Here is a 25,197-nt window from a genome sequence, read left to right as displayed (position 1 = left end):
GTAGAGAGTATGGCTGAACGTTTGCAGAATACATTTCAGTTTCTTGACGTAGGTCGTCAAGATCCTAGCAAGAAAGATATGGTCCAGCGCCGCGAGGCGTTTGTGGAGATTTATGAGCCCTATAAAGAAGAAGAGGTGCAGCATCAGGCGCACCGCTGTCTGAGCTGTGGTAACCCGTATTGCGAGTGGAAGTGTCCGGTCCACAACTACATCCCTAACTGGCTGAAGCTGGTTAGCGAAGGCAATCTGTTTGAGGCGGCCGAACTCAGCCACCAGACCAACAGCCTGCCGGAGGTGTGTGGCCGTGTTTGCCCTCAGGACCGTTTGTGTGAAGGCGCCTGTACGCTTAACGATGGTTTCGGCGCTGTCACCATTGGTTCTACTGAAAAGTATATTACCGACACCGCTCTGGAGCTGGGTTGGCGCCCGGATATGTCTAAGCGGGTGTGGACCGATAAAAAAGTGGCGGTGATCGGTGCCGGCCCGGCGGGCATAGGTTGCGCGGATGTACTGGTACGCGCTGGCGTTAAACCCGTGGTGTTTGATCGCTACCCGGAAATCGGCGGTCTGCTGACTTTTGGTATTCCCGAGTTCAAGCTTGAAAAGTCGGTGGTTCAACGCCGCCGCCGCGTGCTGGAAGAAATGGGTGTGGAGTTTAGGCTCAATACCACCATCGGCAGCGATATCAGCATGGATGAGCTGCTGGCCGATTACGATGCCGTATTCATGGGAATGGGTACTTACAAATATATGAAGGGCGGCTTCCCCGGCGAGGATCTCGACGGTGTTTACGATGCCCTGCCCTTCCTGGTGTCTAATGTAAATCGCAACATGGGCTGGGAAGACAATGCTGGCGATTTCATCAGTGTTAATGGCAAGCGCGTTGTGGTGCTAGGTGGTGGTGATACCGCCATGGACTGTAACCGCACCTCCATTCGTCAAGGTGCGCAAAGCGTTGTCTGCGCTTACCGCCGAGACGAGGAAAATATGCCGGGCTCGCGCCGCGAAGTGCAAAATGCCAAGGAAGAAGGTGTCGAGTTCCTGTTCAACCGCCAGCCGGTGGCCATTGTTGGCAACGGCAAGGTTGAGGGCGTTAAAGTGGTGACCACCCAGCTGGGCGAGCCCGATGAGAATGGCCGTCGCCGCCCGGAGGAAATTCCCGGCAGTGAGGAAATCATTCCGGCTGATGTGGTGCTGGTGGCCTTTGGTTTTCAGCCGAATCCACCGGAGTGGCTGCAAGATCAAAATATCGCCCTGGAGTCTTGGGGTGGCGTGACAGCACCCGAGCAGCAACTGTTCAAATTCCAAACCACTAACCCCAAGGTGTTTGCCGGCGGCGATATGGTGCGGGGTTCTGATCTGGTTGTTACCGCGGTGTGGGAAGGTCGTCAGGCGGCGGAAGGCATTCTGGACTACCTGAAGGTATAACGGCGAAGGGCGCCGAGCTGAGTTGTGGCAACAGGTTTTGCTGCATCTCGGCTCGGCGCTGTTGTATTCACAGCAAGGTGATGGGCATATGAGCGAACTTAAAAACGATACTTTCCTGCGCGCCCTGCTGCGCCAGCCCGTAGACTACACCCCAGTGTGGATGATGCGCCAGGCGGGTCGCTATCTACCGGAGTATCGCGCCACGCGCAGCCAAGCTGGCGACTTTCTGTCGCTGTGCAAAAACACCGAATTGGCCTGCGAGGTCACTCTGCAGCCCTTGGAGCGCTATCCACTGGATGCCGCAATCCTGTTTTCCGATATTCTGACCATTCCCGATGCCATGGGCCTGGGCCTGTATTTCGAAACCGGCGAGGGGCCGCGTTTTCGTAAAACGGTGCGCAGTATGGCCGACGTTGAGGCGCTGCCGGTCGTCGATGGTGAAAAACACCTCACCTATGTCTGCGATGCGGTGCGCGCCATTCGCTCAGCACTGAATGGCCGGGTGCCATTGATTGGTTTTTCCGGTAGCCCGTGGACACTGGCAACTTATATGGTTGAAGGCGGTGGTTCTAAAGATCACGCCCGTTGCAAGGCGCTGGCCTTCGACGAGCCGGAAACCATGCATGCCCTGCTCGACAAGTTGGCGCAGAGTGTCACCGCTTACCTAAATGACCAGATTCGTGCGGGTGCGCAGGCGGTGCAAATTTTCGATACCTGGGGAGGCGCTTTGGGGCACCGCGCCTATCAGGAATTCAGCCTGCGTTACATGAAGCAGATCGTTGATGGCCTGATAAAGAATCATGACGGTCGCCCGGTGCCGGCGATCTTGTTCACCAAAAACGGCGGCCAGTGGTTGGAGTCGATGGCCGCTACTGGTGCTCAGGCGTTGGGTTTGGATTGGACCACCGATGTTGGTCAGGCGCGTGCGCGGGTCGGCGATAAAGTGGCGCTGCAAGGCAATATGGACCCGGCCATGTTGCGCGCCTCGCCGGCGCGTATTCGCCAAGAGGTGGCGACGATCCTCGAGGAATTCGGCACGGGTACTGGGCACGTGTTTAACCTCGGTCACGGCATTACGCCTGAGGTTGATCCGGCGCACGCGGGCGCGTTTATTGAAGCGGTACGTGAACTGTCACCGGCGTATCATCGCTAGTGTGATAGGTCTTGTTAGGCACAAAAAAACCACGCTCAGCGTGGTTTTTTTGTTTATGCCTCGCTCAGCTACTCAGGGCATGACTTCGATAAAGTGCCGCCATTTATTTTGCAGGCTGATAAACCAGTCGGGGGCGCCGTCGCCAGTGCCGGAAAACTCCAGTTCGGGGTAGTGGGCGGTGACTCGGTTTAATACGCTTTGCTCGCGGCTGTTGGCATCGATCATCAGCAGGTGGCGGCCACTGCTGAGGGCCTGCTCAAAGCGTTTAAAGTCGTGGTGGGGTTCCTGAATACCGAAGAGCCCGCCCTCCCAGGTAAAGAAGCCCAGCACAACGATGGCTAAAAATATAAACGGCGCCCAGCCGGCAACCTGGGTGACGCCAGAATAGTGGGCGGTGGCTAACACCAGGGCAAAGCCGCCAAGGCCGATCAGCGCACCGCGCTGCATGGCCAGCACAACATCTTTGCGCAATACCGCTTCAACATTGTGGAGTTTGCGCTTTTCCACGCCACTGTCATCGTGGCTGAGGACATGGATCTGTGGCCATGTCAGGCCGTTTTCTTCGAGGTCGTGTTCGATGGCGGCCAGCTTGTCTAGGTTGTCCACCAAAAAGAAGTATCGTTTCATTGGTTGCTCCCAAGCTTCTTTTGGCGGGTCGCACGCCTGTGCGGCTCGCCTCTGACGTTGCACTTTAAGTGTAGCAGTCTTCATGCTACGCCGTTTCGAGGGCTTCGGTGTACTTTATGGCAAAACGGTCTAGTAGCTGTTTTGCAAATTTCTTGTAGATATATCGCTGCTGCCCGCCGGGTTATAATTGTGTCGATAAACCTAGAGAGGGCATGCGGTGACGACAGCCGAACAGGACAAAGAGCGAATTCTCGCTGAGCTTGAACAGTGGCTCGATGCGGTGGTGATTGGTCAGCAGCTGTGTCCCTTTGCCGCGCGGCCGCGGCAGCAGGATGCTGTCCGTATTGTGGTCAGTGCCAGTACTGATCCCGAGCAGCTGCTGCAGCAGTTCTACGCCGAGCTGATGAAGCTGGCCGACAGTGAGCCCGCCGCGCTGGAGACGACCTTGATGGTGGTACCGGCCCTGCAGGCTTCCTTTGACGACTACTGGGAGTTTGTCGGGGTGGCGGAAAGCCTGCTCGAGCAGAGCCCGTGGCGCGGCCAGTTTCAGGTTGCGAGCTTCCACCCGCAGTATATTTTCGAGGGCTGTGAGGCCGATGACCCGGCCAATTACAGCAATCGCTCGCCCTGGCCAATACTGCACCTGTTGCGCGAGGACAGTGTGGCGGCAGCCATTGCCAGTCACCCGGATGTCAGCGCCATACCGGAGCGCAATGTCGAGCTGTTGCGGGCGATGGAGTCAGACACCTTGCGGGCGCTGTTTCCTTGGCACTTTGCTGCTGAACCCCGCCCCAACGACCCTCAGTGAGGGGGGAAGGTCGCCCAGATTTCGCCCACGGCGCGGTCAATCCGCTCGCGATTGACCTTGGGGTCCTGGTCGTCGAGTTCAACTACCAGTGAACCGCGCCAGCTCAGTTGTTTGCTGCGGCCGTCCAGTAGGTCGATCAGTATCTGGATATTGCGATTAACGGTGTCTTTGCCCAGCGGCACACCCACTGAGGTGCTCATGCCGAAGTTGCCGGAAAAACTGCCCATGCCAATGCCCAGCCGCGGGCTGCGATCGATGGTATTGGCGGCCTGCGCCACGTAGTAACGCACGATAAATTCGCCCCCTTCAGGACGCAGCCGGTAGAGGCCGGTGTCCAGTCGCGCTTGTAATGCAGTTTTGACTTGTTCGGCAAGAAATGGTGATAGCGCTTTGTCTGCGCCGCTATCGGCGGACCAGGTGTAGTGTTGATAACTGCTGAAATTAGTGCGCGGGTTGTAGTCGTTGTGCACTTTGCTGCTACTGCAGGCGCTGAGCAGCAGCGCGCTAAACAGGCTCAGGGCAATGTTTCGGATGGTCATGACAATCTCCCTCGGGTGGGCGAAAACGCGCAGCATGATTAATGTTATAGCTATTAGTCCGCAGCCGCGCGCGATAGTGCCGCGCTACCTCCGAACGCGTTAGCGGTTCGGCTCTGCGCATTGACGGTGTGCGGGACAGCTGACGAGGTGGTCATTGACCACACCCATCGCCTGTAAATAGGCATAGCAGATCGTGCTGCCGAAAAAGCGAAAACCGCGTTTTTTCATGTCCTTGCTAATCCTGTCAGAGAGCATAGTTGTCGCGGGTACTTCGGCGAGCTGCTGCCACTGATTTTCAATTGGCCGATGATCGACAAAGCCCCAGAGGTAGTTGGCAAAGCTGCCGTAGTCGCGCTGCAGCTGTAAAAAGCAGCGGGCATTATTGATGGCGCTGTCAATTTTCGCGCGATTGCGAACAATGGCTGGGTCGGCCATTAGTCGATCTATATCGTCGTTGTTAAAGGCCGCTACCGTCTCGGCGCAGAAATCGGCGAAAAGGCGTCGGTAGCCCTCGCGCTTGCGCAGTATCGTTAGCCAGTTTAGCCCGGCCTGAGCCGATTCCAGGATGATAAACTCAAACAATTTGCGGTCGTCGCGGCAGGGGCGCCCCCATTCTTCATCGTGGTAGCGGCGGTACAGGGGGTCGTCGCCGCACCAGTCACAGACTTTACTCACGCTGGTCTCCACAATTGTCAGCCTATGTCATAATGGCCAAAATATCAGACAGTGCGGTGTAAAGCTGCTTTTTGGGGGAAGGGATGAAATTATTGCGAGTCGCCACGGTAGTCAGTGTGTTGTTGGCATTGCTTGCCTGTGTGGAATCGCCCACCGGGCGGCGGCAGATGATGCTGTTTTCCAACGGTGAAATGTCGCAAATGGGAGTTGCCGCATTTGACGATATGAAACAGAAAATGACCGTCAATCGAGATGGTAAAATCAATGCCTATGTCAGCTGCGTAGCCGATGCGATTACCACCAGGCTGCCAGCGGAATGGCGGGGTAGCTGGGAGGTTGTGGTCTTTGACGATAAGTCCGCCAATGCCTTTGCCCTGCCCGGTAAAAAAATTGGCGTGCACACCGGAATTTTTGCAGTCGCGACGACGGCTGATCAGCTGGCGACCGTGCTGGGTCATGAAGTGGCCCATGTCTTGGCGTTACACAGTGCCGAGCGCATGTCTCTGCAAAGTGTGACGGGTACCGGTACGCAATTACTGGCGGTGCTGTTAGGGGATAGTCCTCAGAAAGCGACGGTGATGGGGATGCTGGGTTTGGGCGCGCAGTACGGTCTGGTATTGCCCTACGGCCGCGCGCAGGAATCTGAAGCCGACGTGTTGGGTGTCGACCTGATGGCGCGCTCGGGCTTTAATCCGGCGGCCAGTATTGAATTGTGGAAGAATATGAGCGCTGCTGCGGAGGCCCAGCCGCCGGAGTTTATGTCTACCCACCCCTCACATGAAACCCGCATCAACGACCTGAAACGTCAACAGAAAAACGCGGCGCCCTTGTATCAGCAGGCCAGGGCGCAGGGGATTCGTCCGAATTGTGGCTGAGTCGGGGCGACGATCTAGCCGACGAGGCCTAGTCGTCGCAGCAGGCGCTGTGATTCATCGATAACGCGGGGGATTCCGTGTCGGGTTTGCCAATGACCTTGGCGGGGACTCCCGCCACCAAGCTGTGTGGTGGCACTTCTTTGAGCACCACGCTACCGGCGGCAATATGCGAGCCTTCGCCGATGCGGATATTGCCCAAGATCTTGGCGCCGGCGCTGATCAATACGCCGTCGGCCACTTTGGGGTGGCGGTCGCCGTGTTCCTTGCCGGTGCCGCCGAGGGTCACCGACTGCATCAGCGACACATTGTTACCCACCACTGCCGTTTCGCCAATCACGATGCCCGTGGCGTGATCCATCAGCACGCCGTGGCCAATTTTGGCGGCCGGGTGAATGTCCACGCCGAACTCACAGCTGATACGATTCTGGAAAAACAGCGCCAGTGAGCTGCGCCCCTGTTGCCACAACCAGTGAGCCACACGGTAAGACTGCAGGGCGTGATAGCCCTTGAAATACAAAAAGGGGACCGACAGCCGGCTGCAGGCGGAGTCGCGCTCCAGCACGGCGCAGAGATCGGCACGCAGCGCCCGGCGAATGCAGGGCTCGGCGGCAAAGGCCCGGTCAATCACTTCGCGAACCAGCAGCGCCGACGCCGCCGGGCTGTCCAGGATATGGGCGAGGTGGAAGCTGAGCGCGTCTTCCAGGCGGTCGTGGTTCAAAATGGTGGCGTGCAGAAAGCTGGCCAGCACGGGTTCGCGCCGGACTTCCTCGGCGGTTTCCGCGCGGATGCTCTGCCATACTTTGTCGTCGGTCGCCGATTTACTCATAGTGCGGTCATCTGTATTCATTGTTGGCTGAGTATACCGTCTAAGCCCTTTCCGGTGACAGTCGTGTGCCTACTCCTCAGCGTGGCTAATCGTGCTGACACAGCGCCACAACAGCTGTCCGGCGCGTTGGTATTTGCGCTCAAAGGGGGTGAGCGGGCGATCGCTGTTAAAGGCTTCAACGGATGATGCTTGTCCGGCAATTTCCAGTGCGGCGGCAAATTCGCGAACATAGACCGGCCAGTTGCTGCGCAATTCTATGCGCCCGCCTAAGGCGACGACACTGGGAAACAGCGGTGAGCCCTGCACCCGGTAGCTCAGCTGGCTGGGCTTTGGCCAGGGGTTGGGATAGAGCAGATAGTGCGCTTCAGGCTGCCAGTTGGCTGCTACTGCGAGGCGCCAGAAGTCGTCGACGTCCGCGCGCAGTAGCAGGTAGTTATCGCAGTCGCTGCCGCGGTGGGCGGCGTGCTTGTTGAGCCGCGCGGCGGATTTGTCGACGCCGATAATCGCGTGCCCGGGGAAGCGCTCGGCCAGTTGCCAGGTGCTTTCGCCAACGCCGCAGAAGGAATCGAGGATAAGCGGCTTGCGCTGTTGGCTGAGCCACTGCTGGGCCTGCTGAAAGGCTTGCTGGTTGTGAGCGGCGTAGGGTTTGCGGAAGGGGTGCTTCAAGTGCTTAGTAACCACTTCGGCAAGGCGCTGGTGAATATCGTCCTGGCTGCTTTCAATGCGCCGCGACACCTGGCCGTCGCTGCTCTTTTTCATCAATTGGTAACCTTGTTTGAATTGCTACGCTGGCCCAGCCTTGCGACACTGTGCCGCTTAAATAACAACGACACGGGCGAGTTATGCGTCAAGATCGGCGCCCCTATTGGGTCAAAAAAAACTACCTGCGCTTCAGGCAGTGGTACACCCGGCATTTTTTGCGGCCGGCCTGTGATTACCTGGGCGATTATCCCACGTTTATGAAACCCTGGTATATCTCCATCTCGGGACCAAATATCGAGATTGGTCGCTGTGCGACGGTGATCGCCGAGCCCGAGGCGAGGGTAAAAATTGGCGTGTGGGGGCGCGAACCGGGGCAGGGGCGTATCCGCATTGGCGACTATGTGTTGATCAGCCCGGGCAGCCGTATTTCAGCCAGTGATGAGATTATTATTGGCGACAGTGTGATGATGGCCAACGGTGTGTATATCACCGACAGCGACTGGCACGACATCTACGATCGCACTGCCCGCAGCAGTGATGTGAAGCCAGTGCATATTGGCAATAACGTCTGGCTGGGGGATCACAGCACGGTGCTCAAGGGCGTGACGATTGGCGACAACAGCGTGGTGGCGGCGGCAGCGGTGGTCACCAAGGACGTGCCGGCGAATGTTGTTGTGGCCGGTAACCCGGCAAAAGTGGTTAAGCAGCTCGATGCAGACAGGCCAATGAAAACCCGCGCTGATTTCTTTGCCGATCCAGCGGGACTAGAAAAATTCTTCGACGGGGTGGACCGCATGGTGCTGGGTAAAAATGGCACCCTCAATTGGCTGCGCTGTTTGCTGAAACCGGGGTCGAAAGACTAGGGCAATACCCACAATAAAATCATTAAAACCAATACGAAGGGGATTACGATGACGATTGCACTATGGTGTGTTTTGATCGCAGGCATGATGTCGCCACTGACTGGCCTGCTGGCCAAGGGTGGCAAGGTCGGCGGCAAGGCCTACGACAACAACCATCCACGCCAGTGGCTGGCGCAGTTGGAGGGGCGCCCGGCCCGCGCTGTGGCGGCGATGAACAACAGTTTTGAAAGCTTTCCGCTGTTTGCGGCGGCCGTTATCATTGCCCACTTCAGTGGTGCGGCCGCTGGCACACTCAATCTGTTGGCCATGGCCTATGTGGCTATTCGCGTGCTCTACACAGTGTGCTATTTGATGAACTGGGGAGCCATACGCAGCCTGGTGTGGTTTGCGGGTTTGGCGGTGGTGATTAGCCTGTTCTGCATCGTGCCTTAAGCAGGCGCCAGCGCTTGGCATGCAGGGGCTTGCCTGAAGCCCTGCTGCATGCCGTTAACAGCGAGTCAGCTTTGCTCTGCTTGCAGCATTTCGGCCATTTTTTGATGAATTAAATTAATGGCTTTTAACGGCCGCAGCATGACCTTGAACTCGGTAATTTTGCCCGCCTCATTCCAGTGAATCATGTCCACGCCGTTGACGGTAATGCCGTCAACCTCTACCTCAAATTCCAGTACGGCATCCTGTTTGCCGACCACCTCGCGCACATAGTGGAAGCTGTCGTTGACCAGCACCTGAAAAGCGGCGGACAAATACATCGCCGTTAGTGCCTTGCCCTGTTGGGGGCGATGGACAATGGGGGAGAGGAATACGGCATCGTCGTCGAGTAACTGGTCGAGGCCGTTAATGTCGCGATTGTTGAGCAGCTGGTGCCAGGTGTCGAGAGTACTGGTCATTGCGGGCCTCTGTTTATTGTTTTGGCGTGGTGAATCTTCCGGCATGCAGTGTATGGCTTTTTGCCTGTGCTTAGCGACTATTTCTCCGCCGCCTTGCCCGGGCTGCGGGTAGGGCGCGGCCTGTTAAAGCGCAGTAGCGGCGTGGGTCGGCCCTCGCTGCCCAGTACAATGGCTTGGCCGTCGGCGCTGAAGGCAATCGCTTCTACTTGCCGTAGCACAGGCGCCCGCAATGGGCTGGGTTCGCTGTTTAGCGCCGCCAGCCAGCTTTGATTCGCTTGGCGGTGAAAGTAGTAACTTTCGATTGGAGTGCTGATGACGGCGCCACGGCCGTCGGCGGCAAAGTCGAGGCCGGTGGGGGAGTGCAGGCTGATGCGTCCTTCTCGCTGTGGGCGGTGGCGGGCTTTGCTGGGCAGGCTGGTGACCGCGCCCAACGCCGTCAGCACAATGGTGTGATCGGGCAGTGCGTCTAGCGAAAAGCGGTAGAGCTGGGGGTGGGCCTCGCGCTTGCTGAGTAAGTAGACCATCCGCTGTTGGGCATCGACGGCCAGTCCCTCGACATCCCGCGGGCCGCCGTCGAAAACCAGACTGTAGCGGCGCAGCAGCAGCGCGCTCGGCGCCGTTATACTGCCGCCTTCGCGCAGCAGGTAAATATCGATAAGCGGGCGTCGGGCGAAATTGTCGCCAGTGTCGCCGACCAGCAAATAGCTGCCACTGGCATCGCTAAAACTGGCCATGTCTTCCCAGTCATGAGCGTTGGCGCCGGACACAGGCGCGATTCCCAGTGTCTGCTCGCCGGGTTTTAACAGTAGCAGGCGCGGTCGATCGCCACTGTCATTGTGTGCCCAGTAGTAACCGCGGTGCTGATAGCTGGGCGCCAGACCACTGAGCTCGCTCAGCTGTGTGCTGTCTAGTGAGTCGGTGTGAGTTTGTGCATGGACTGTGATGGCGCGGCTGGTTGCCATGAGCATGGCGCAGATAAGACTGAAGGCGTGCAGGGCGGTGGGCATGGCGTAACTCGCAATGGGTCTGTCGGGCCGCGGCGATGACTGATGCAGTGATGGCAGTACTAGTGTAGTGGCTTGGCGGTATGCGTGGCTAGCGGCGCCGGGCGGAAGCCGGTGAGCTAGCTGGGCGGCGTTAGTGCGGTGCAAAAAAACAGCGAAGCGCCGCTGGCGATTCGCTGTTTGTCGGTGTGTCAGCCGGCTGCGGTGCAGCCGCGGACCGCAGTTATTACAGGCTGACGGCCAGGCGAGTGCCCTGGTCAATGGCGCGCTTGGCGTCCAACTCGGTGGCGAGATCGGCGCCGCCAATCAAGTGTACGGGCTTGTTCAGGCCATCGCTCAGCTCGCGGCGCGACTCCTGCCCGGCGCAGATGATGACATTGTCGACCTCCAGCGTCTGGGTTTCCTCGCCGATGCGAATATGCAGGCCGGTGTCGTCAATGCCCAGGTACTCGCAGCCTGCCAGCATGTTCACGCCCTTGTGCTGCAGGCCCGTGCGATGGATCCAGCCGGTGGTTTTGCCTAGGCCGTTGCCGACCTTGCTGGCTTTGCGCTGCAGCAGGTGTACCTGGCGAGGTGAGGGTGAGGGTTGAGCCTGCACGCCCTCGATGCCGCCGCGAGATTGCAGCTGCATATCCACGCCCCACTCCTTCATAAAGGTTTCGATATTCTGGCTGGCGTCGCTGCTGTGAGTCAGGGCTTCGGCAACATCGAAGCCGATGCCGCCGGCGCCGATGATCGCCACTTTCTCGCCGACCGGCTTGTCGTCGCGCAGCACGTCCAGGTAGCTCATTACCTTGGGGTGGTCGATGCCGGGGATCGCAGGGGTGCGAGGCACAATGCCAGTGGCCAGTACCACTTCGTCGTAGTCGCTGTCGTTGAGCATGCCGGTGTCGACGCGTTGGCCCAGCTTAAGCTCAACGCCGGCCAGTTCCAGGCGGCGGCTAAAGTAGCGCAGGGTTTCATTGAACTCTTCTTTGCCGGGCACTTTGCGGGCGATATTAAACTGGCCGCCGATCACCGTGTCGGCATCGAACAGGGTGACCTGATGGCCGCATTCGGCGGCGGTGCAGGCAAAGGCCAGTCCGGCCGGGCCGGCGCCGATAACGGCCAGCTTTTTCGGCGTGCTGGTTTGCGCAATGTTCAGCTCGGTTTCGTGGCAGGCGCGGGGGTTGACCAGACAGCTGGCGGTGCGCCCAGTGAATACGTGGTCCAGACAGGCCTGGTTGCAGCCGATGCAGGTGTTGATCTCGTCGCTGCGGCCCTCAACGGCCTTCACAATAAACTCGGGGTCGGCGAGGAAGGGGCGCGCCATCGACACCATGTCGGCGTCGCCGCGGGCCAGTACCTGCTCGGCAACTTCCGGGGTGTTGATACGGTTGGAGGTGATGACCGGCAGGCGCAGGTCCTTGCGGAATTTGGCGGTTACCCAGGTGAAAGCCGCGCGCGGCACCTTGGTGGCGATGGTGGGAATGCGCGATTCGTGCCAGCCGATGCCGGTGTTGATAATGGTGGCGCCGGCATCTTCGATGGCGCGGCCCAGGGTGAGGATTTCCTCGTAGCTGCTGCCGCCCTCTACCAGGTCGAGCATTGATAGGCGGTAGATAATAATAAAGTTTTCGCCCACTGCTTCGCGCACCCGGCGCACCACTTCGACGGCCAAACGCATGCGGTTTTCGTAGCTGCCGCCCCACTGGTCGTCGCGCTGATTGGTGCGCGCGGCGAGGAATTGGTTAATGAAATAGCCTTCCGAGCCCATGATCTCTACGCCGTCGTAGCCGGCTTGTTGGGCCAGCGTGGCGCTGCGGATAAAGTCTTGGATCTCGCTTTCAATCTCGTCTTCGCTGGCCGCCTTGGGGGTAAAGACATTAATCGGCGCGCGAATGGCGGAGGGGGCAATCGGATTTTCGTTAAAAGCGTAGCGGCCAGTGTGCAGAATTTGCATGCAGATCTTGCCGCCCTCGGCGTGCACGGCATCGGTGACAATGCGGTGGCCGGCGCAGTCGGCTTCGGTCTGCAGCATCTTGGTGTGTTCGTGGGTGGAGGCGCGTTTGTTGGGGCCAAAGCCGCCGGTGACAATCAGCGCCACGCCGCCGCGGGCGCGCTCGGCAAAAAACGCCGCCATGCGCTCAAAGCCGTTTTCCGCCTCTTCCAGGCCGGTGTGCATGGAACCCATCAGCACGCGGTTTTTCAGCTGGGTAAAGCCCAGGTCCAGGGGCTGAAGCAGGTTGGGGTAGGCGCTCATGGTGGTGTCCTCTCGGTGATATTATTTGTGCAACTTGACGCTGTCCAGATGTGCAGGCTAGGGCATAATGTAGACGGTGTCAAGATGGACAGTGTTTGGCCGGCCTGTTACATTGCCGGCATGAGTACTCCCGCAATTAGTAAGCCTGCCAAAAGCTACCATCACGGCGATCTGCGTGCGCAGCTGCTGGATGTGGCGGCGCGCCTGCTGCGCGAAGAGGGTGAGTCGGGCCTGTCGATGCGCCGCCTGGCGCAGGAGCTGGGGGTGTCGCGCACCGCGCCCTACCACCACTTTAGCGACAAGCACAGCCTGCTCTGCGGTATTGCCGAGGAGGGCTTTCGGCGCTTTCGTCAGATTAACGATGACCGTCAGGTCTGGGACGGCAGCGCGTTTAGCGAGGCTAAGTTGCTGGCCTTTGTGCGCCGCTATATCGACTTTGCGGTCAGCAATGCCGAATACTACGACCTGATGTTCGGCGGTCAACTGTGGAAGTCGGCAGCGCTGACGGAAAGCCTGAAGGCCGAGGCCTATACGGCGTTTCGCGAGTACGTGGCGAATATTCGCCAGCTGCAGGCTGGCGGCGCCTTTGCTGATGATTTTGACCCGCTGCGCTATGCCCAGCTCAGCTGGTCAACCCTGCACGGGATGAGCCGGCTGTTGATTGATGGCATCTATCTGGACAGCTCTACGGTCGAGGAGATGTGCAGCACCGCGGCGGCGATGTTTTGGCGGCAGTGCCGGCCGCGCTGAAGAGACTATTGATCGCCCCGCCCTGCTGGGCGACACTCCCCTAGCATTTTCCTTGTTTTATTTGGGAGCCCCAGTGTCTTCGGTTATCAGTGTTCGCGACCTCAGCAAAATCTACGATTCCGGTTTTCAGGCCCTGCGCGGCGTCAATCTCGATATTCAGCGCGGCGAAATTTTTGCTCTGCTCGGGCCTAACGGCGCCGGCAAAACCACCTTGATCAGTATTATCTGCGGCATTGTTAATGCCAGCGCCGGACAGGTGTCGGCTGGTGGCTGCGATATTGTCAGCGACTACCGCCGCGCCAGACAGCTGATCGGTCTGGTTCCCCAGGAGCTGTCCACCGACGGTTTTGAGAGCGTGTGGGCCACTGTGCGCTTTAGTCGCGGCCTGTTCGGCAAACCGAAGAACGACGCCTATCTTGAGCAGATCCTGCGTCAGCTATCCCTGTGGGACAAAAAAGACGAGCGCATTATGACGCTGTCGGGCGGCATGAAGCGCCGGGTGATGATTGCCAAGGCGCTGTCCCACGAGCCGGAGATTCTGTTTTTAGATGAGCCCACTGCCGGGGTGGATGTCGAGTTGCGCCGGGATATGTGGCAGATGGTGCACGGCCTGCGCGCGCGCGGCGTGACGATTATCCTCACTACGCACTACATAGAAGAGGCCGAGGAGATGGCCGATCGCATTGGTGTTATTCGCCGGGGAGAAATTGTGCTGGTCGAGGAAAAGCATCGGCTGATGGAAAAACTGGGGCAAAAACAGCTGCGCCTGCAACTGCAAAAACCGCTGCTGGAAATTCCGGCCGAGCTGCGCGGCTATCCGCTGAGTGTCGGAGAGGGCGGCGCCGAGCTGGTCTACCACTACGACAGCCAGAGTGAGCACACCGGTATTGCCGAGTTGTTTCGCCACTTGGAGGCCCACGGCATTGACTACAAAGACCTGCACTCAACGCAGCGCTCGCTGGAAGAGATCTTTGTCAGTCTGGTGGCTGAGCCCAGTGACAGCCAGCCAATGGCGGGAGTCGCATCATGAACTTTTATGCTGTGCGGGCGATTTATTTGTTTGAGATGAACCGCGCCTGGCGCACTCTGCTGCAGAGCATAGCCTCGCCAGTGATTTCGACCTCCTTGTATTTTGTGGTGTTCGGCTCGGCCATCGGCTCAAAAATGGTGGCGATCGACGGTATCAGCTACGGCGCTTTCATTATTCCCGGCCTGATAATGTTGGCGCTGCTGACCGAGAGTATTTCCAATGCCGCCTTCGGTATTTTCTTTCCCAAATACAATGGCACCATCTACGAGCTGCTGTCGGCGCCGGTGGCGCTGCCGGAGATTTTGTTGGGCTATGTCGGCGCGGCGGCGAGCAAGTCGATTATCATCGGTTTGATCATGCTGGCCACCGCCAGACTGTTTGTCGACTACAGCATCGCCCACCCGCTGTGGATGCTGGGCTTTCTGGTGCTGACGGCAATCACCTTCAGTCTGTTCGGTTTTATTATTGGTGTGTGGGCCGATGGCTTTGAAAAGCTGCAGATCGTACCGACCTTGATTGTCACGCCGCTGGCCTTTCTCGGCGGCAGCTTTTACTCGATCAGTATGCTGCCACCCATCTGGCAGAACATTACGCTGGCCAATCCGGTGGTGTATTTGATCAGTGGCTTTCGCTGGAGTTTTTACGGTGTGGCCGATGTGAATGTCGGGCTGAGCCTGGGCATGACCCTGCTGTTTTTACTGCTTTGCCTGATAGTGGTCAGTTGGATGTTCCGCCGCGGGTATCGGTTGAAAAACTGATGCGAGGCGGCATAAAAAATCCCCGCTGCGGCGTCGCGGCGGGGATTTTTTTGTGCCTGTGAGCGGCCTAGCAGGGGCCGCCGGCAGCGACCCAGTCGCTGAGTAGCTCGACGAAACGCGGGTGGTCGACGGGCGGCAGGCTGCGACCTTCGCCGGGGGCAAAGCCCCACAGCACCAGCGCGTCTTCGCTCATATGCTTGAGCAGGGCCGCCAGGTCCTTGCCGCCATTTTTGCTCTGGTCTTTCAGCGCTTCACAGAGTTGCTGGGGATTGAGGCCTTCCCAGCCCATGCTCAGCGGTGCCAGCCCCCAATGGGGGGCGCCGGGGACTTTGTCGTCGGCGACGTTCTGCTTCTGATGGCAGGCCGAGCACTGCAGGGTGGGCACGCCGTGATTGTCATCGCCACGCATCACCAACTGGTCGTGGCGGCGGCGCTCGTCACCCTGGCGGGGAAAGTCGGTCACCGTGTGGCAGTTCAGGCAGCGGGGGTGGGTGAGCACCTCGTAGATCGGCGCGAACAGCGGCGACTGGGCCAGCGCGCCGCCGCTGAAGCTGAGTGCGGCCACGGCGCAAAGGCCCAGCCAGGTAGTGCGTATGCCTTGCATAGGACGGCTCCTTAAGCGCGGTGTTGCGGGGCGAGGGTGTAGCCGAGATTCTTCAGCGGCAGCTCGCGAATGGTTTCGCCGGTGGCGGCCAGTATGGCATTGGCCAGTGCCGGCCCGAGTGCCGGCACGCCCAGTTCGCCGACGCCGCCGGGGGCTTCCTCGCTGGGCAATACCACTGTGTCGATGGGAGGCGTCTGGTACATGCGCAGCATTTGATAGTCGTCAAAATTGCTCTGCTGTACCACGCCATCTCGCAGTTCGATCTCGCCGTAAAATACGCTGGTCAGGGCGAAGATGACCGCCGACTCCACTTGGGCTACCACCAAGTCGGGGTTGACGGCCGTGCCGACATCCACCGCGCTGACAATGCGGTGGATGGTGATCTCGCGGTCCTCCGACACGCTCAACTCCACCACCTGGGCAACATAGCTCATCCAGTGGCCCAGCACGGCAATACCCTGACTGCGGCCGGCGCTGGCCGCGCCCCAGTTGGCTGCCTGGGCGGCGGCGTCGAGCACCGCCAGATGGCGGGGCTTGCTGGTTAACATGTCGCGGCGGTATTGGTAGGGGTCGCGGCTGTAACGCAGGGCGATGTCGTCGATAAAGGTTTCCTGGGCAAACACGTCGGTGAATTTATTCACCGAGCGCATCCACAGTGCCGGCATTTCCGGTTTGATGGTGAGGTGCGCGTCCATCAGCACGTTTTCAATATCGTAGGGCATGCCGGTTTCCAGGTCGGTGAGTTCCTGAAGCGGTGGCAGCTCCATCTCCGCGATGGCGTCGAGCTGTTCCTCGATATACAGCGAGGCGGTGACATCCTGGGTCACGGCGCGGTGACTCCAGGCGGTGATATTGCCCTGATTGTCCAGCGCCGCGGCAACGCGTACCGCGGCGGCGGGGCGGTAGTAGCCGCCCTTCATGTCGTCTTCGCGGGTCCACATCACTTTTACCGGCTGCTGGCTGGCCTTGGCCACATGGCAGGCATCGCGTACGTAGTCGGACAGGGTGTTGCCGCGGCGGCCAAAGCCGCCGCCGGAGGACATGGTGTGAAAGTCGACCTGCTCGGGGGGCAGGCCGAGAATTGCTGCGGCGAACAATTTGTCGATGGTTGGTGACTGGCTGCCGGTCCAGATTTCGGCGCTGCTGCCGGTGTAATTCACCGTCACGTTCAGCGGTTCCATTGCTGCGTGGGCCTGAAACGGAAAGAAATAGTCGGCGGAGCGATTTTCGGCTGCGGCCAGCTGCGCCACGGGCACCAGTCCGTCAACGCGGATCGGCAGCCCCGGCAGATCGAGCTTGCCGGTGTATTCGCCGCGCGTGGCGGCGCTGTCGGTGCGGCCCGCCAGGAGTTCGTTCCAGCTGACCTCCAGCGCCTTGCGACCCTTTTCTGCCGACCAGTAGTCGTCGGCCACCACCGCGACCCCGGAGGGGATATTGTGCACCTCGCGCACGCCGGGCACCGCCAGCGCGGCGTTGCTGTCGACGCTCTGCGGCTGGCCGAAAAAGCGCGGTGGCCGGGCGATGACGGCAGTGAGCATGTCGGGGATGTCGACGTCGATGCCGTATTGATGGCTGCCGTTGACTTTCTCGGCGGCGTCGATGCGCTGCTTCGATTGGCCGATAATTGTGTATTGGCTTGGGTCTTTGAGCGGCGGGTTTTCCGGGATGGGCTGCTGGGCGGCATCCTCGGCGAGTTCGCCGTAGCTGGCGCTGCGGCCGTTGGCATCGTCAAACACGAAACCGTTGGCGGTGCGCAGGCTGCTCGGGGTGGTCTGCCAGCGGTCGGCGGCGGCAGCGATCAGCATTTGTCGCACGGCGGCGCCCACCTGGCGCTGGGCGGAGAAGTAGCCGCGAGTGGTGGCGCTGGCCACGGTAAACTGCAGCAGACTGCCGAAATAGGGGTTGTTGAATTGGGCGGCCACCGGCGAGTGCTCGGCGGTGACCCGCGACCAGTCGGCGTCGAGTTCCTCGGCGACGATCATCGGCATGGCGGTCAGGGCACCCTGGCCAATTTCTGAGGCGCCAACCAAGATGTGTACCCGGCCGTCACTGCTCAGGCGCAGAAATTCGCCGACGGCAAATTGCTGGGCATCACTGGCTTCGCCGCCATCGGATGAATCGCGGTTGTCGCGGCGCTTGGAACCGCCGCCGCCACAGGCAACCAACAGGCCGCCGCCGGCAATGGCGCTAACGCGCAGGAAGTGTCTGCGGGTGAATCCTGAACTGCTCATGGTGCCCCCTTACAGCTGCTCGCTGGCGATTTTGTGGATGGCCTTGCGAATGCGTGGATAGGTGCCGCAGCGGCAGATATTGCCCGACATCGCTTCGTCGATGTCGCGATCGCTGGGCGAGCGGTTTTCGGTGAGCAGGGCGGTGGCTGCCATTATCTGTCCGGACTGACAGTAACCGCACTGGGGCACATTGAGTTCCTGCCAGGCCGTTTGCACCAGCCTGCCGATGCGATCGCGGTCGATGACTTCTACCGTTTTAATGTCGTGGTTCTCGGCGGCGCTGACCGGCATCACGCAGGCGCGGGTGGGCTGGCCGTCGACATGCACGGTGCAGGCGCCGCACAGTGCCTGGCCGCAGCCGTATTTGCTGCCGGTGAGTTTGAGGTTTTCCCGCAGTACCCACAGCAGGGGCTTGTCGGCGGGAACATCGACGGTATGGTCTTCGCCGTTGACTCGAATCGTGAACATGGTTTCTCCTGCCCCTTGTTATGTTTAGCGGTCTAGGGGGCTAGTCTGTGTACGGTTTTGAACGGATGCGCGCCGCCGCTGCACGTATTTTAACCAGCGTATAGGGCGATTGAAAGCTGGATGTTTACGCTGCTTACCGGCCGTTGGATCAGCGGAGCTGGCGCCTGCGCTGGGTGGCGAGCGGGCTGGCCGCTTAGTAATGCAGCTGCAGTGGCGGCTCCTGCAGCAGGGCCAGCTGTTCGCGCAGCATTAAAATATGCTCGCCCCAGTAGCGCTCGGTATTAAACCAGGGGAAGGCGCGGGGGAAGGCCGGGTCGCCCCAGCGCCGGGCTAGCCAGGCCGCGTGATGCATAATGCGCAGGCCGCGCAGGGCCTCAATCAGCCCCAGTTCGCGGGGTTCAAAGGGGCGGAACTCCTCGTAGCCCTCCACGAGTTCCATCAGCGCCTTTTGGCGGGCGTCATTCTCTCCGGATAGAAACATCCACAGATCCTGAATCGCCGGGGCCATCCGGCTGTCATCAAAATCCACCAAATAGGTGTCGCCACCGCGCCACAGGATATTGCCCACATGACCGTCGCCGTGGCAGCGGATATTGCGCGCGCCTATCTCGTCATAGCGCTGGCTGATCAGTGCCAGCAGGTCGCGGCTCAGGCTTTGGTAGGCCTCGCGCAGGCTGGGGGGGATAAAGTCGTTTTCCAGCAAAAAGTCGCGGCTGCTTTCGCCAAAGCTGGCCGGGCTGAGCGTGGGTCGGTGCCGGTAGTCGCTGGTCTCGCCCAGCAGGTGCAGTCGGCCAAACAGCCGCCCCAGCTGAAACAGGTTTTCCATGTCGTCCAGCGCCGGGGCGTGGCCGCCGCGGCGGGGGTAGAGGGCAAAGCGGTAGCCGGCGTGTTCAAACAGACTTTGGCCGTCCTGGTTTTGCCAGGGCGGGATAACCGGGATGTCGGCGTCGTGCAGCTGCTGAGTGAAGTGGTGTTCTTCGAGGATTTGCTCGGCGCTCCAGCGCTGTGGACGATAAAACTTCACCACTAGGGGTTCGGCCTCTTCGAGGCCGAATTGGTAGACGCGGTTTTCATAGCTGTTGAGGGGGAAGACCCGCAAGTCGCTGACAAAGCCCAGACTTTCTACGGCGTCGATCACCCGGTCGGGGTCCAGTGCGGCAAAGCTTTGCTGCGCGTGTACATCGCGCTGTGCGGTATTGGCGTGTTCGGTCATAGCGGCTCCCCTGTGCGACGAGCTACTGGCCGGGCTCGGGGGTTCGCGCCAGGCACCAGATGTCCACTCGCCTTGCTCCGGCGGCCAGCAGTATAGCGGCCGCGGCATTGGCTGTCGTGCCTGTTGTCAGGACATCGTCGACGACAGCGATATGGCGGCCGTTAATGCTGCTGGGGTGTTGCAGGGTAAAGGCGTCGCGCAGGTTGCGGCGCCTCTGGGCGGCGTTTAAGCCCTGCTGTGGTGGCGTGTGACGGCCGCGGCGCAGCGCGCTGCACACCGGCAGCGACAGCGCGTCTCCCCAGTGCTGGGCAAGCAGCAGTGACTGGTTGTAACCGCGTGTCCAGCGCCGCCGCCAGTGCAGGGGGATGGGTACCAGTAGCTGTGGGCGATGGCTGCCGGCGGGGTCGCGGCAGTGCTGCAGCCACAGCTGTGCCAGTAGTCGCCCGCTGGCCAGTTGGCGGTGGTATTTAAAGTTGACCAGTAGCTGGTCGCAGGGGAATTGATAGCGCAGTGCGCTAAGGCAGTGCTCAAACCGCGGCGGGCGGCGCAGGCAGTGACCGCAGAGCCGGGCGTCCGGGCTGTTTAGCGGCAGGGCGCAGCGCAGACAGCAATGACCCAGCCAGGGCAGTTCATCGCGGCAGGCGGCGCAGAGCTCTTGGCGGTGATGGCTGGGAGCCAGGCACAGCAGGCAATGACAGGGGAATAGCAGCTGCAGGGCGTTGTAAACCATAAGCATCCATGCTGGTTGACAGTGTTTGGGCGGCCTGTATCATTATAGGCTTTGAAAATCATGCCAGAGAATAGCTATGAGCAGTGCGGCAACTTTTCCCATTCGTCACGACTGGACCGCCAAAGAGGTTCAGGCCCTGTTTGAACAGCCATTTAACGACCTGCTGTTTCAGGCGCAGAACGCGCACCGGGCCCATTTTGATGCCAATACCGTGCAGGTCAGCACGCTGCTGTCGATCAAAACCGGCGCCTGCCCGGAAGATTGCAAATACTGCCCGCAGAGCAACCGCTACGATACCGGCTTGGAAAAAGAAAAGCTGATGGAAGTGGAGAAAGTGCTGGCCGAGGCGCGCGCGGCGAAAGCGCAGGGCTCTACCCGCTTTTGTATGGGCGCAGCCTGGCGCTCGCCGAAGAAAAAAGACATGCCCTATGTGACCGCGATGGTGAAGGGCGTGAAGGAAATGGGGCTGGAAACCTGCATGACGCTGGGTATGCTCAGCGGCGAACAGGCGGCGGAGCTGGCCGAGGCCGGCTTGGACTATTACAACCATAACCTCGATACCTCGCCGGAGTACTACGGCGAGGTGATCACCACCCGCACCTACGGCGATCGTTTGAACACCCTGGCCAATGTTCGCGATGCCGGCATTAAAGTGTGCAGCGGCGGTATTGTCGGCATGGGCGAGTCGGTGAAAGACCGCGCCGGCCTGTTGATTCAGCTGGCGAATTTGCCCGAGCACCCGGAAAGCGTGCCGATTAATATGCTGGTGCGCGTCGAGGGCACACCGCTGGCCGAAAACGCCGATCTCGACCCCTTCGATTTTATTCGCACCATTGCCGTGGCACGGATTCTGATGCCCAAGTCGCATGTGCGCCTGTCTGCCGGTCGCGAGGAAATGAACGAGCAGATGCACGCGCTGGCTTACTTTGCCGGTGCCAACTCGATTTTCTACGGTGAAAAGCTGCTGACCACACCCAATCCCAAGGCCAACAAAGACCTGCAGCTGTTCGAACGCCTGGGTATCAAGCCCGAGCAGCGCTGCACCGATGTCGATGACGAGCGTGCTGAAGAGGCCTTGCGGGGCGAGGTGGAAAAAGCCCACAACGATAAATTCTTCTACGACGCGACTGCCTGATCGCAGTGGCGTCCACCTCCATGGAGCAGCAGCTTCAGCTGCGCCTCGCCGAGCGCCGCCAGCGGTCGCTGTATCGTCAGCGCCGCGAGTTGGGCTCGGCGCAGGGCGCGCGCCTGCGTTTGGACGGTCGCGAGGTGCTGCAGTTTTGCAGCAATGACTACCTCGGTCACGCCGCCCACCCCAAATTGATAGAGGCTATGCAGGGCGCCGTCAAGCGCTACGGCGTAGGTGGCGGCGCCTCGCATTTGGTTTGCGGTCACTCTGAGCTGCATCAGCAGCTAGAGCAGCGCCTGGCGGCCTTTACCGGCCGCGACCGGGCGCTGTTGTTTTCCACTGGCTATATGGCCAATCTCGGGGTGATTGCCGGTTTGTTGGGGCGCGGCGACCACCTGCTGGAAGATCGCCTGAATCACGCCTCGCTGCTCGACGGTGGCCTGCTTTGCGGCGCCAAAATGCAGCGTTTCGCCCACAGCGACAGCGGCGATTTACAGCGCCGGCTGCAGCAGTTGCCCGCTACGGGGCAGCGGCTGGTCGCGGTGGATGCGGTCTACAGCATGGATGGTGATATCGCGCCGCTGGGCGATATTGCCCGTGTTGCCGCAGATAATAGCGCCTGGCTGATGGCCGACGATGCCCACGGTTTTGGTGTGCTGGGCGCGCGCGGCGCCGGCACGGCGGAGCTTTTAAGCTTGGGGCAGGCCGAATTACCGGTATTGATGGCCACCTTGGGCAAGGCGCTGGGCAGCTTTGGCGCATTTGTCGCGGGTAGCGAAACCCTGATTGAGAGCCTGATTCAATTTGCCCGCCCCTATATCTATACCACCGCAATGCCGCCGGCGGTGGCCGCCGCCACGCTGGCCTCGCTGGATTTGCTCGACGAGGAGTCTTGGCGGCGTGCGCGTCTAGCGGAGCATATCGCCCTGTTCCGCCGCGAGGCCGCTGCGCTTGGGCTGCCGTTGCTGGCGTCGCAGACCGCCATCCAGCCGCTGATGATTGGCGATGACGCGCTGGCACTGCGTATCAGTGCGGCGCTGGAGGCTCGCGGCATCTTGATCTCGGCGATTCGCCCGCCCACGGTGCCGCCTGGCACGGCGCGCCTGCGCATCACCTTGAGTGCGGCCCATCGGCGTGAGGACCTTGAGCAGTTGTTAACGAGTCTGGAGGCGGTTTGCCGGGAAATGGCGCCGCAGTTACTCGAGGCCGGGCAATGACCGAGCTGTTTCGCGAGCGACTGGCGGCGAGTGGCGATGCGCGGGCGGAATTGGTGTTGCTGCACGGCTGGGCCAGTGATAGCGATATTTGGCGGCCGCTGTTGCCGGCGTTGCGTCAGCAGTTTTCCGTCACCTTGGTTGACCTGCCGGGCTGTGGCCGCAGCCCGGCCTTGGCGACAGCGAATATCGACACGGTGATTGATGCCCTGCTTGCGGTGTTGCCGGCGTCTGCGGTCATTGTCGGCTGGTCGTTGGGCGGCATGATCGCTAGCGAGCTGGCACGCCGTTACCCGGAGCGGGTGGCGGCGGTGGTGAGGGTGGCGAGCAATACGCGTTTTGTGGCCACCGTCGACTGGCCACATGCGATGCCGGCAGAGACCTTCGAGCACTTCTACCGAGACTTTATGGCGACGCCGCAGAAAACGCTGCGGAGATTTAAAGTGCTGCAACTGCAGGGCGATGCCCGTGCTCGCAGCCTGCGTCGACAGATGTCGGCGGAGGTTGCCGACGCCGGCGCTCAGCGCTGGGGCTTGGATTGCTTGCGAGAACTCGACCAGCGCCAGCTTGTGGCCGAGTTGACTTGCCCGGTGATGAATATTTATGGCGACGGCGATGCTCTGCTGCCCGTAGCCGCGGCGGCACTCATTCCGGCTCAGCGCAGCCACTGCTACACCGGGGCCGGTCACCTGCCGTTTCTTTCGCAGCCGCAGCGCTTTGTCGACGACTTGCAGGATTTTGTTGGCCAAGTACTGCCCGAATGCCCCGCGGTGGTCGGTGAACGGCATTTTGAAAAGCGCGATGTGGCGCGTTCATTTTCCAGAGCTGCGCAGAGCTATGACGGCGCGGCGGTGCTGCAGCGGCGGGTGGCCGATCAGCTGTTTAGCTGGCTGGAACAGGGTGAGAGCCGGCCGGTAGAACGTGTGGTCGACCTCGGTTGCGGCACGGGGTATAGCTTGTCGGCGCTGCGCGCTAAATATCCGGCGGCTCAGCTGTGCGCCCTAGACCTGGCGGAAGGCATGCTGAACTACGCTCGCCGCCAGCACGGCGAGCACTGTCAGCAGTGGTTGTGTGGCGATGCTGAAGATCTGCCGTTGGCTGATGCCAGCGTCGATGTGCTGTTCTCCAGTCTGTCGCTGCAGTGGTGCGAAAATCTTGCGGCACTGTTTTCTGAGATTGAGCGCGTGCTTCGCCCCGGGGCTTGCGCCTATATCGCCACTCTGGGGCCGCAGACACTGTATGAGTTGCGCGAAGCCTGGCGTGAGGTAGATGGCTATCAGCACGTCAATGATTTTGCTCCGCGCGAGGCGCTTGTTGCGGCGATTGCCGGGGCGGGCTTGCAGCCGCAGTGGCGCCGCGACACGGAGGTGCTTTACTACCCGACGCTGGTGTCGCTGACCCGGGAGCTGAAAGAGTTGGGGGTTGGCAACGTGAATCGCGACCGGCCGCAGGGCTTGTCTAGCCGCCGGCGCCTGCAGGCGCTGCAGGAGGCCTATGAGGTGTTCCGGGTCGAGGGTGGCTTGCCGGCGAGTTACCAAGTTTGGTATTTGCATTTACACAAGCCCCTGGGCGAGGAGCTCTGCTGATGTCACTGCGCAAGCGCTATTTTATTGCCGGCACGGATACCGATGCCGGTAAAACTCTGGTGGCCTGTGGCTTGCTTGTTGCGGCTGCAGAACGCGGGTTGCGGACTATGGCCCTGAAACCGCTGGCGGCGGGCGCCGAGCGGGTCGACCAGCAGTTGCGCAACGGCGATGCCTTGCAGCTGATGGCGGCCATGTCGGAGTCGCTGTCCTACGAGCAGGTGAATCCCGTGGTGTTTGCCGAGCCGATAGCGCCGCATATTGCCGCCGAGCGCGCGGGCCGGCGGTTGACGGCGGGGCAGCTGGCGGGGTTTTGCCGAGGCGCGATGATGCGTTCCAGCGACTTGCTATTGGTCGAGGGCGCTGGCGGTTGGCGGGTGCCACTCAACCAGCGCGAAACGCTGGCCGATTTAGCGCTGGCGTTGAAGTTGCCGGTGGTGTTGGTGGTGGGCATGAAACTGGGCTGTATTAATCACGCCCTGCTGACCGTGGAGGCTATTCGCAATGATGGTCTGCCGCTGGCCGGTTGGGTGGCCAACCATATTGATGCCGGGATGGCATGTCCGGAGGAAAATCTTGCCAGCCTGCGGAGCTTGATACCGGCGCCCTGTCTCGGTGTTGTCCCCCCCCTGGGGTCGCAGGCGGTAGCCAGTGACGTGTCGCCCTACCTTGATTTGTCACCGTTATTGGCAGACTGATAGCGGCTGGTTCGTGTCCAGTACTTGCCGGCACTGTGCGATGGCGGCGATCACGCTGCTTGCTTCACCATAGGCCTGACCCAGCTCATCGAACATTTGCTGCACCGTTTGTCGCTGTAGAAAATTGGAAAAGATGTAGCTGTGAAACAGGCAGCCGTGT

At 60.4% G+C, this 25,197-nt stretch carries 26 protein-coding genes; 13 read left to right on the top strand and 13 right to left on the bottom strand.

Features of this window, described 5'->3' with window-relative positions; all coding sequences use genetic code 11:
• Positions 1-9: 9 nt before the first annotated feature.
• Both ABYM29_RS02900 and hemE read left to right on the top strand, forming a co-directional pair.
• Complete coding sequence (locus tag ABYM29_RS02900) at positions 10-1,428, top strand: FAD-dependent oxidoreductase (RefSeq protein ID WP_372861885.1); 1,419 nt, start codon at positions 10-12, stop codon at positions 1,426-1,428.
• An 88-nt stretch (positions 1,429-1,516) separates the two neighbouring features.
• Complete coding sequence (gene hemE, locus ABYM29_RS02895; RefSeq protein ID WP_372861882.1) at positions 1,517-2,581, top strand: uroporphyrinogen decarboxylase; 1,065 nt, start codon at positions 1,517-1,519, stop codon at positions 2,579-2,581.
• 72 nt (positions 2,582-2,653) lie between these two features.
• Here the strand turns inward: hemE and ABYM29_RS02890 are convergent, their stop codons facing one another.
• Entirely contained in the window at positions 2,654-3,208 is a 555-nt protein-coding gene (locus ABYM29_RS02890) for an NAD/FAD-utilizing enzyme (protein ID WP_372861878.1), read from the bottom strand.
• Positions 3,209-3,425: 217 nt separating this feature from the next.
• Between ABYM29_RS02890 and ABYM29_RS02885 the strand changes: the two genes are divergently transcribed.
• Positions 3,426-4,016, top strand: a complete 591-nt coding sequence (locus tag ABYM29_RS02885) for a DUF1415 domain-containing protein (RefSeq protein WP_372861875.1) — start codon at positions 3,426-3,428, stop codon at positions 4,014-4,016.
• Here ABYM29_RS02885 and ABYM29_RS02880 read toward each other — a convergent pair.
• Both ABYM29_RS02880 and ABYM29_RS02875 read right to left on the bottom strand, forming a co-directional pair.
• On the bottom strand, positions 4,010-4,555 hold the full coding sequence (locus ABYM29_RS02880; protein WP_372861873.1) for a DUF4136 domain-containing protein: 546 nt from the start codon (positions 4,553-4,555) through the stop codon (positions 4,010-4,012). The two genes, ABYM29_RS02885 and ABYM29_RS02880, sit on opposite strands and share 7 nt — an antisense overlap.
• A gap of 99 nt (positions 4,556-4,654) precedes the next feature.
• Positions 4,655-5,230: a DNA-3-methyladenine glycosylase I gene (locus tag ABYM29_RS02875; RefSeq protein ID WP_372861871.1), complete on the bottom strand. Its 576-nt coding sequence runs from the start codon at positions 5,228-5,230 to the stop codon at positions 4,655-4,657.
• A gap of 83 nt (positions 5,231-5,313) precedes the next feature.
• Between ABYM29_RS02875 and ABYM29_RS02870 the strand changes: the two genes are divergently transcribed.
• Positions 5,314-6,105, top strand: a complete 792-nt coding sequence (locus ABYM29_RS02870) for a M48 family metallopeptidase (protein WP_372861869.1) — start codon at positions 5,314-5,316, stop codon at positions 6,103-6,105.
• 28 nt (positions 6,106-6,133) lie between these two features.
• Here the strand turns inward: ABYM29_RS02870 and cysE are convergent, their stop codons facing one another.
• Together cysE and ABYM29_RS02860 are read right to left on the bottom strand one after the other, a co-directional pair.
• On the bottom strand, positions 6,134-6,931 hold the full coding sequence (cysE, locus tag ABYM29_RS02865) for a serine O-acetyltransferase (protein ID WP_372861866.1): 798 nt from the start codon (positions 6,929-6,931) through the stop codon (positions 6,134-6,136).
• A gap of 69 nt (positions 6,932-7,000) precedes the next feature.
• Complete coding sequence (locus ABYM29_RS02860; RefSeq protein WP_372861864.1) at positions 7,001-7,690, bottom strand: tRNA (guanosine(46)-N(7))-methyltransferase TrmB; 690 nt, start codon at positions 7,688-7,690, stop codon at positions 7,001-7,003.
• 83 nt (positions 7,691-7,773) lie between these two features.
• Here ABYM29_RS02860 and ABYM29_RS02855 point away from each other — a divergent pair, with 83 nt between their 5' ends.
• Positions 7,774-8,496 carry a DapH/DapD/GlmU-related protein gene (locus tag ABYM29_RS02855; protein WP_372861862.1) on the top strand — a complete coding sequence of 241 codons (723 nt, stop codon included), beginning with the start codon at positions 7,774-7,776 and terminating at the stop codon, positions 8,494-8,496.
• 48 nt (positions 8,497-8,544) lie between these two features.
• On the top strand, positions 8,545-8,928 hold the full coding sequence (locus ABYM29_RS02850; RefSeq protein ID WP_372861859.1) for an MAPEG family protein: 384 nt from the start codon (positions 8,545-8,547) through the stop codon (positions 8,926-8,928).
• A gap of 65 nt (positions 8,929-8,993) precedes the next feature.
• Here the strand turns inward: ABYM29_RS02850 and ABYM29_RS02845 are convergent, their stop codons facing one another.
• The 3 genes from ABYM29_RS02845 to ABYM29_RS02835 form a co-directional block, all read right to left on the bottom strand.
• Positions 8,994-9,383, bottom strand: coding sequence for a nuclear transport factor 2 family protein (locus ABYM29_RS02845; protein ID WP_372861857.1), 390 nt, complete (start codon positions 9,381-9,383; stop codon positions 8,994-8,996).
• A 77-nt stretch (positions 9,384-9,460) separates the two neighbouring features.
• Positions 9,461-10,390, bottom strand: coding sequence for a hypothetical protein (locus tag ABYM29_RS02840; protein WP_372861855.1), 930 nt, complete (start codon positions 10,388-10,390; stop codon positions 9,461-9,463).
• 223 nt (positions 10,391-10,613) lie between these two features.
• A complete protein-coding gene (locus tag ABYM29_RS02835; RefSeq protein ID WP_372861852.1) occupies positions 10,614-12,629 on the bottom strand; it encodes an FAD-dependent oxidoreductase in 2,016 nt (671 codons plus the stop codon).
• An 84-nt stretch (positions 12,630-12,713) separates the two neighbouring features.
• On the opposite strand from ABYM29_RS02835, the gene ABYM29_RS02830 reads away from it, so the two are divergent.
• The 3 genes from ABYM29_RS02830 (at position 12,714) to ABYM29_RS02820 (ending at position 15,167) form a co-directional block, all read left to right on the top strand.
• Positions 12,714-13,379, top strand: a complete 666-nt coding sequence (locus ABYM29_RS02830; protein ID WP_372861850.1) for a TetR/AcrR family transcriptional regulator — start codon at positions 12,714-12,716, stop codon at positions 13,377-13,379.
• Between the two features lie 73 nt (positions 13,380-13,452).
• Positions 13,453-14,409, top strand: coding sequence for an ABC transporter ATP-binding protein (locus tag ABYM29_RS02825; protein WP_372861848.1), 957 nt, complete (start codon positions 13,453-13,455; stop codon positions 14,407-14,409).
• Positions 14,406-15,167: an ABC transporter permease gene (locus tag ABYM29_RS02820; RefSeq protein WP_372861846.1), complete on the top strand. Its 762-nt coding sequence runs from the start codon at positions 14,406-14,408 to the stop codon at positions 15,165-15,167. The genes ABYM29_RS02825 and ABYM29_RS02820 overlap by 4 nt, the downstream gene beginning before the upstream one ends.
• Before the next feature lie 67 nt (positions 15,168-15,234).
• Here the strand turns inward: ABYM29_RS02820 and ABYM29_RS02815 are convergent, their stop codons facing one another.
• The 5 genes from ABYM29_RS02815 to ABYM29_RS02795 form a co-directional block, all read right to left on the bottom strand.
• Entirely contained in the window at positions 15,235-15,771 is a 537-nt protein-coding gene (locus ABYM29_RS02815) for a hypothetical protein (protein ID WP_372861844.1), read from the bottom strand.
• A gap of 11 nt (positions 15,772-15,782) precedes the next feature.
• Positions 15,783-18,002, bottom strand: coding sequence for a molybdopterin cofactor-binding domain-containing protein (locus ABYM29_RS02810; protein ID WP_372861843.1), 2,220 nt, complete (start codon positions 18,000-18,002; stop codon positions 15,783-15,785).
• Between the two features lie 9 nt (positions 18,003-18,011).
• Positions 18,012-18,470, bottom strand: coding sequence for a (2Fe-2S)-binding protein (locus tag ABYM29_RS02805; protein WP_372861840.1), 459 nt, complete (start codon positions 18,468-18,470; stop codon positions 18,012-18,014).
• Between the two features lie 193 nt (positions 18,471-18,663).
• Entirely contained in the window at positions 18,664-19,683 is a 1,020-nt protein-coding gene (locus tag ABYM29_RS02800; RefSeq protein ID WP_372861839.1) for a serine/threonine protein kinase, read from the bottom strand.
• 22 nt (positions 19,684-19,705) lie between these two features.
• Complete coding sequence (locus ABYM29_RS02795; RefSeq protein ID WP_372861837.1) at positions 19,706-20,413, bottom strand: ComF family protein; 708 nt, start codon at positions 20,411-20,413, stop codon at positions 19,706-19,708.
• A 76-nt stretch (positions 20,414-20,489) separates the two neighbouring features.
• Between ABYM29_RS02795 and bioB the strand changes: the two genes are divergently transcribed.
• The 4 genes from bioB to bioD are packed head-to-tail and all read left to right on the top strand — an operon-like array spanning position 20,490 to position 25,037.
• A complete protein-coding gene (bioB, locus tag ABYM29_RS02790) occupies positions 20,490-21,548 on the top strand; it encodes a biotin synthase BioB (protein ID WP_372861835.1) in 1,059 nt (352 codons plus the stop codon).
• Positions 21,549-21,568: 20 nt separating this feature from the next.
• On the top strand, positions 21,569-22,759 hold the full coding sequence (gene bioF, locus ABYM29_RS02785) for an 8-amino-7-oxononanoate synthase (RefSeq protein WP_372861833.1): 1,191 nt from the start codon (positions 21,569-21,571) through the stop codon (positions 22,757-22,759).
• Positions 22,756-24,342, top strand: coding sequence for a malonyl-ACP O-methyltransferase BioC (gene bioC / locus ABYM29_RS02780; RefSeq protein ID WP_372861831.1), 1,587 nt, complete (start codon positions 22,756-22,758; stop codon positions 24,340-24,342). The genes bioF and bioC overlap by 4 nt, the downstream gene beginning before the upstream one ends.
• Positions 24,342-25,037 carry a dethiobiotin synthase gene (gene bioD / locus ABYM29_RS02775; RefSeq protein WP_372861828.1) on the top strand — a complete coding sequence of 232 codons (696 nt, stop codon included), beginning with the start codon at positions 24,342-24,344 and terminating at the stop codon, positions 25,035-25,037. The genes bioC and bioD overlap by 1 nt, the downstream gene beginning before the upstream one ends.
• The last annotated feature ends 160 nt before the right edge of the window (positions 25,038-25,197 follow it).

It is taken from the genome of Spongiibacter sp., assembly GCF_041602295.1.
Classification (GTDB): Bacteria; Pseudomonadota; Gammaproteobacteria; order Pseudomonadales; family Spongiibacteraceae; genus Spongiibacter.
This window is presented reverse-complemented; position numbering and strand designations above follow the sequence as displayed.

Bases quoted from the DNA above. Each gene is read 5' to 3' on its own strand.
- ABYM29_RS02810 (WP_372861843.1), bottom strand. From the start codon at position 18,002: ATGAGCAGTTCAGGATTCACCCGCAGACACTTCCTGCGCGTTAGCGCC.
- ABYM29_RS02835 (WP_372861852.1), bottom strand. From the start codon at position 12,629: ATGAGCGCCTACCCCAACCTGCTTCAGCCCCTGGACCTGGGCTTTACC.
- ABYM29_RS02870 (WP_372861869.1), top strand. From the start codon at position 5,314: ATGAAATTATTGCGAGTCGCCACGGTAGTCAGTGTGTTGTTGGCATTG.
- ABYM29_RS02800 (WP_372861839.1), bottom strand. From the start codon at position 19,683: ATGACCGAACACGCCAATACCGCACAGCGCGATGTACACGCGCAGCAA.
- ABYM29_RS02840 (WP_372861855.1), bottom strand. From the start codon at position 10,390: ATGCCCACCGCCCTGCACGCCTTCAGTCTTATCTGCGCCATGCTCATG.
- ABYM29_RS02795 (WP_372861837.1), bottom strand. From the start codon at position 20,413: ATGGTTTACAACGCCCTGCAGCTGCTATTCCCCTGTCATTGCCTGCTG.
- ABYM29_RS02805 (WP_372861840.1), bottom strand. From the start codon at position 18,470: ATGTTCACGATTCGAGTCAACGGCGAAGACCATACCGTCGATGTTCCC.
- ABYM29_RS02890 (WP_372861878.1), bottom strand. From the start codon at position 3,208: ATGAAACGATACTTCTTTTTGGTGGACAACCTAGACAAGCTGGCCGCC.
- hemE (WP_372861882.1), top strand. From the start codon at position 1,517: ATGAGCGAACTTAAAAACGATACTTTCCTGCGCGCCCTGCTGCGCCAG.
- bioB (WP_372861835.1), top strand. From the start codon at position 20,490: ATGAGCAGTGCGGCAACTTTTCCCATTCGTCACGACTGGACCGCCAAA.
- ABYM29_RS02815 (WP_372861844.1), bottom strand. From the start codon at position 15,771: ATGCAAGGCATACGCACTACCTGGCTGGGCCTTTGCGCCGTGGCCGCA.
- ABYM29_RS02820 (WP_372861846.1), top strand. From the start codon at position 14,406: ATGAACTTTTATGCTGTGCGGGCGATTTATTTGTTTGAGATGAACCGC.
- ABYM29_RS02880 (WP_372861873.1), bottom strand. From the start codon at position 4,555: ATGACCATCCGAAACATTGCCCTGAGCCTGTTTAGCGCGCTGCTGCTC.
- ABYM29_RS02845 (WP_372861857.1), bottom strand. From the start codon at position 9,383: ATGACCAGTACTCTCGACACCTGGCACCAGCTGCTCAACAATCGCGAC.
- bioD (WP_372861828.1), top strand. From the start codon at position 24,342: ATGTCACTGCGCAAGCGCTATTTTATTGCCGGCACGGATACCGATGCC.
- bioF (WP_372861833.1), top strand. From the start codon at position 21,569: ATGGAGCAGCAGCTTCAGCTGCGCCTCGCCGAGCGCCGCCAGCGGTCG.
- ABYM29_RS02855 (WP_372861862.1), top strand. From the start codon at position 7,774: ATGCGTCAAGATCGGCGCCCCTATTGGGTCAAAAAAAACTACCTGCGC.
- cysE (WP_372861866.1), bottom strand. From the start codon at position 6,931: ATGAGTAAATCGGCGACCGACGACAAAGTATGGCAGAGCATCCGCGCG.
- ABYM29_RS02850 (WP_372861859.1), top strand. From the start codon at position 8,545: ATGACGATTGCACTATGGTGTGTTTTGATCGCAGGCATGATGTCGCCA.
- bioC (WP_372861831.1), top strand. From the start codon at position 22,756: ATGACCGAGCTGTTTCGCGAGCGACTGGCGGCGAGTGGCGATGCGCGG.
- ABYM29_RS02900 (WP_372861885.1), top strand. From the start codon at position 10: ATGGCTGAACGTTTGCAGAATACATTTCAGTTTCTTGACGTAGGTCGT.
- ABYM29_RS02830 (WP_372861850.1), top strand. From the start codon at position 12,714: ATGGACAGTGTTTGGCCGGCCTGTTACATTGCCGGCATGAGTACTCCC.
- ABYM29_RS02860 (WP_372861864.1), bottom strand. From the start codon at position 7,690: ATGAAAAAGAGCAGCGACGGCCAGGTGTCGCGGCGCATTGAAAGCAGC.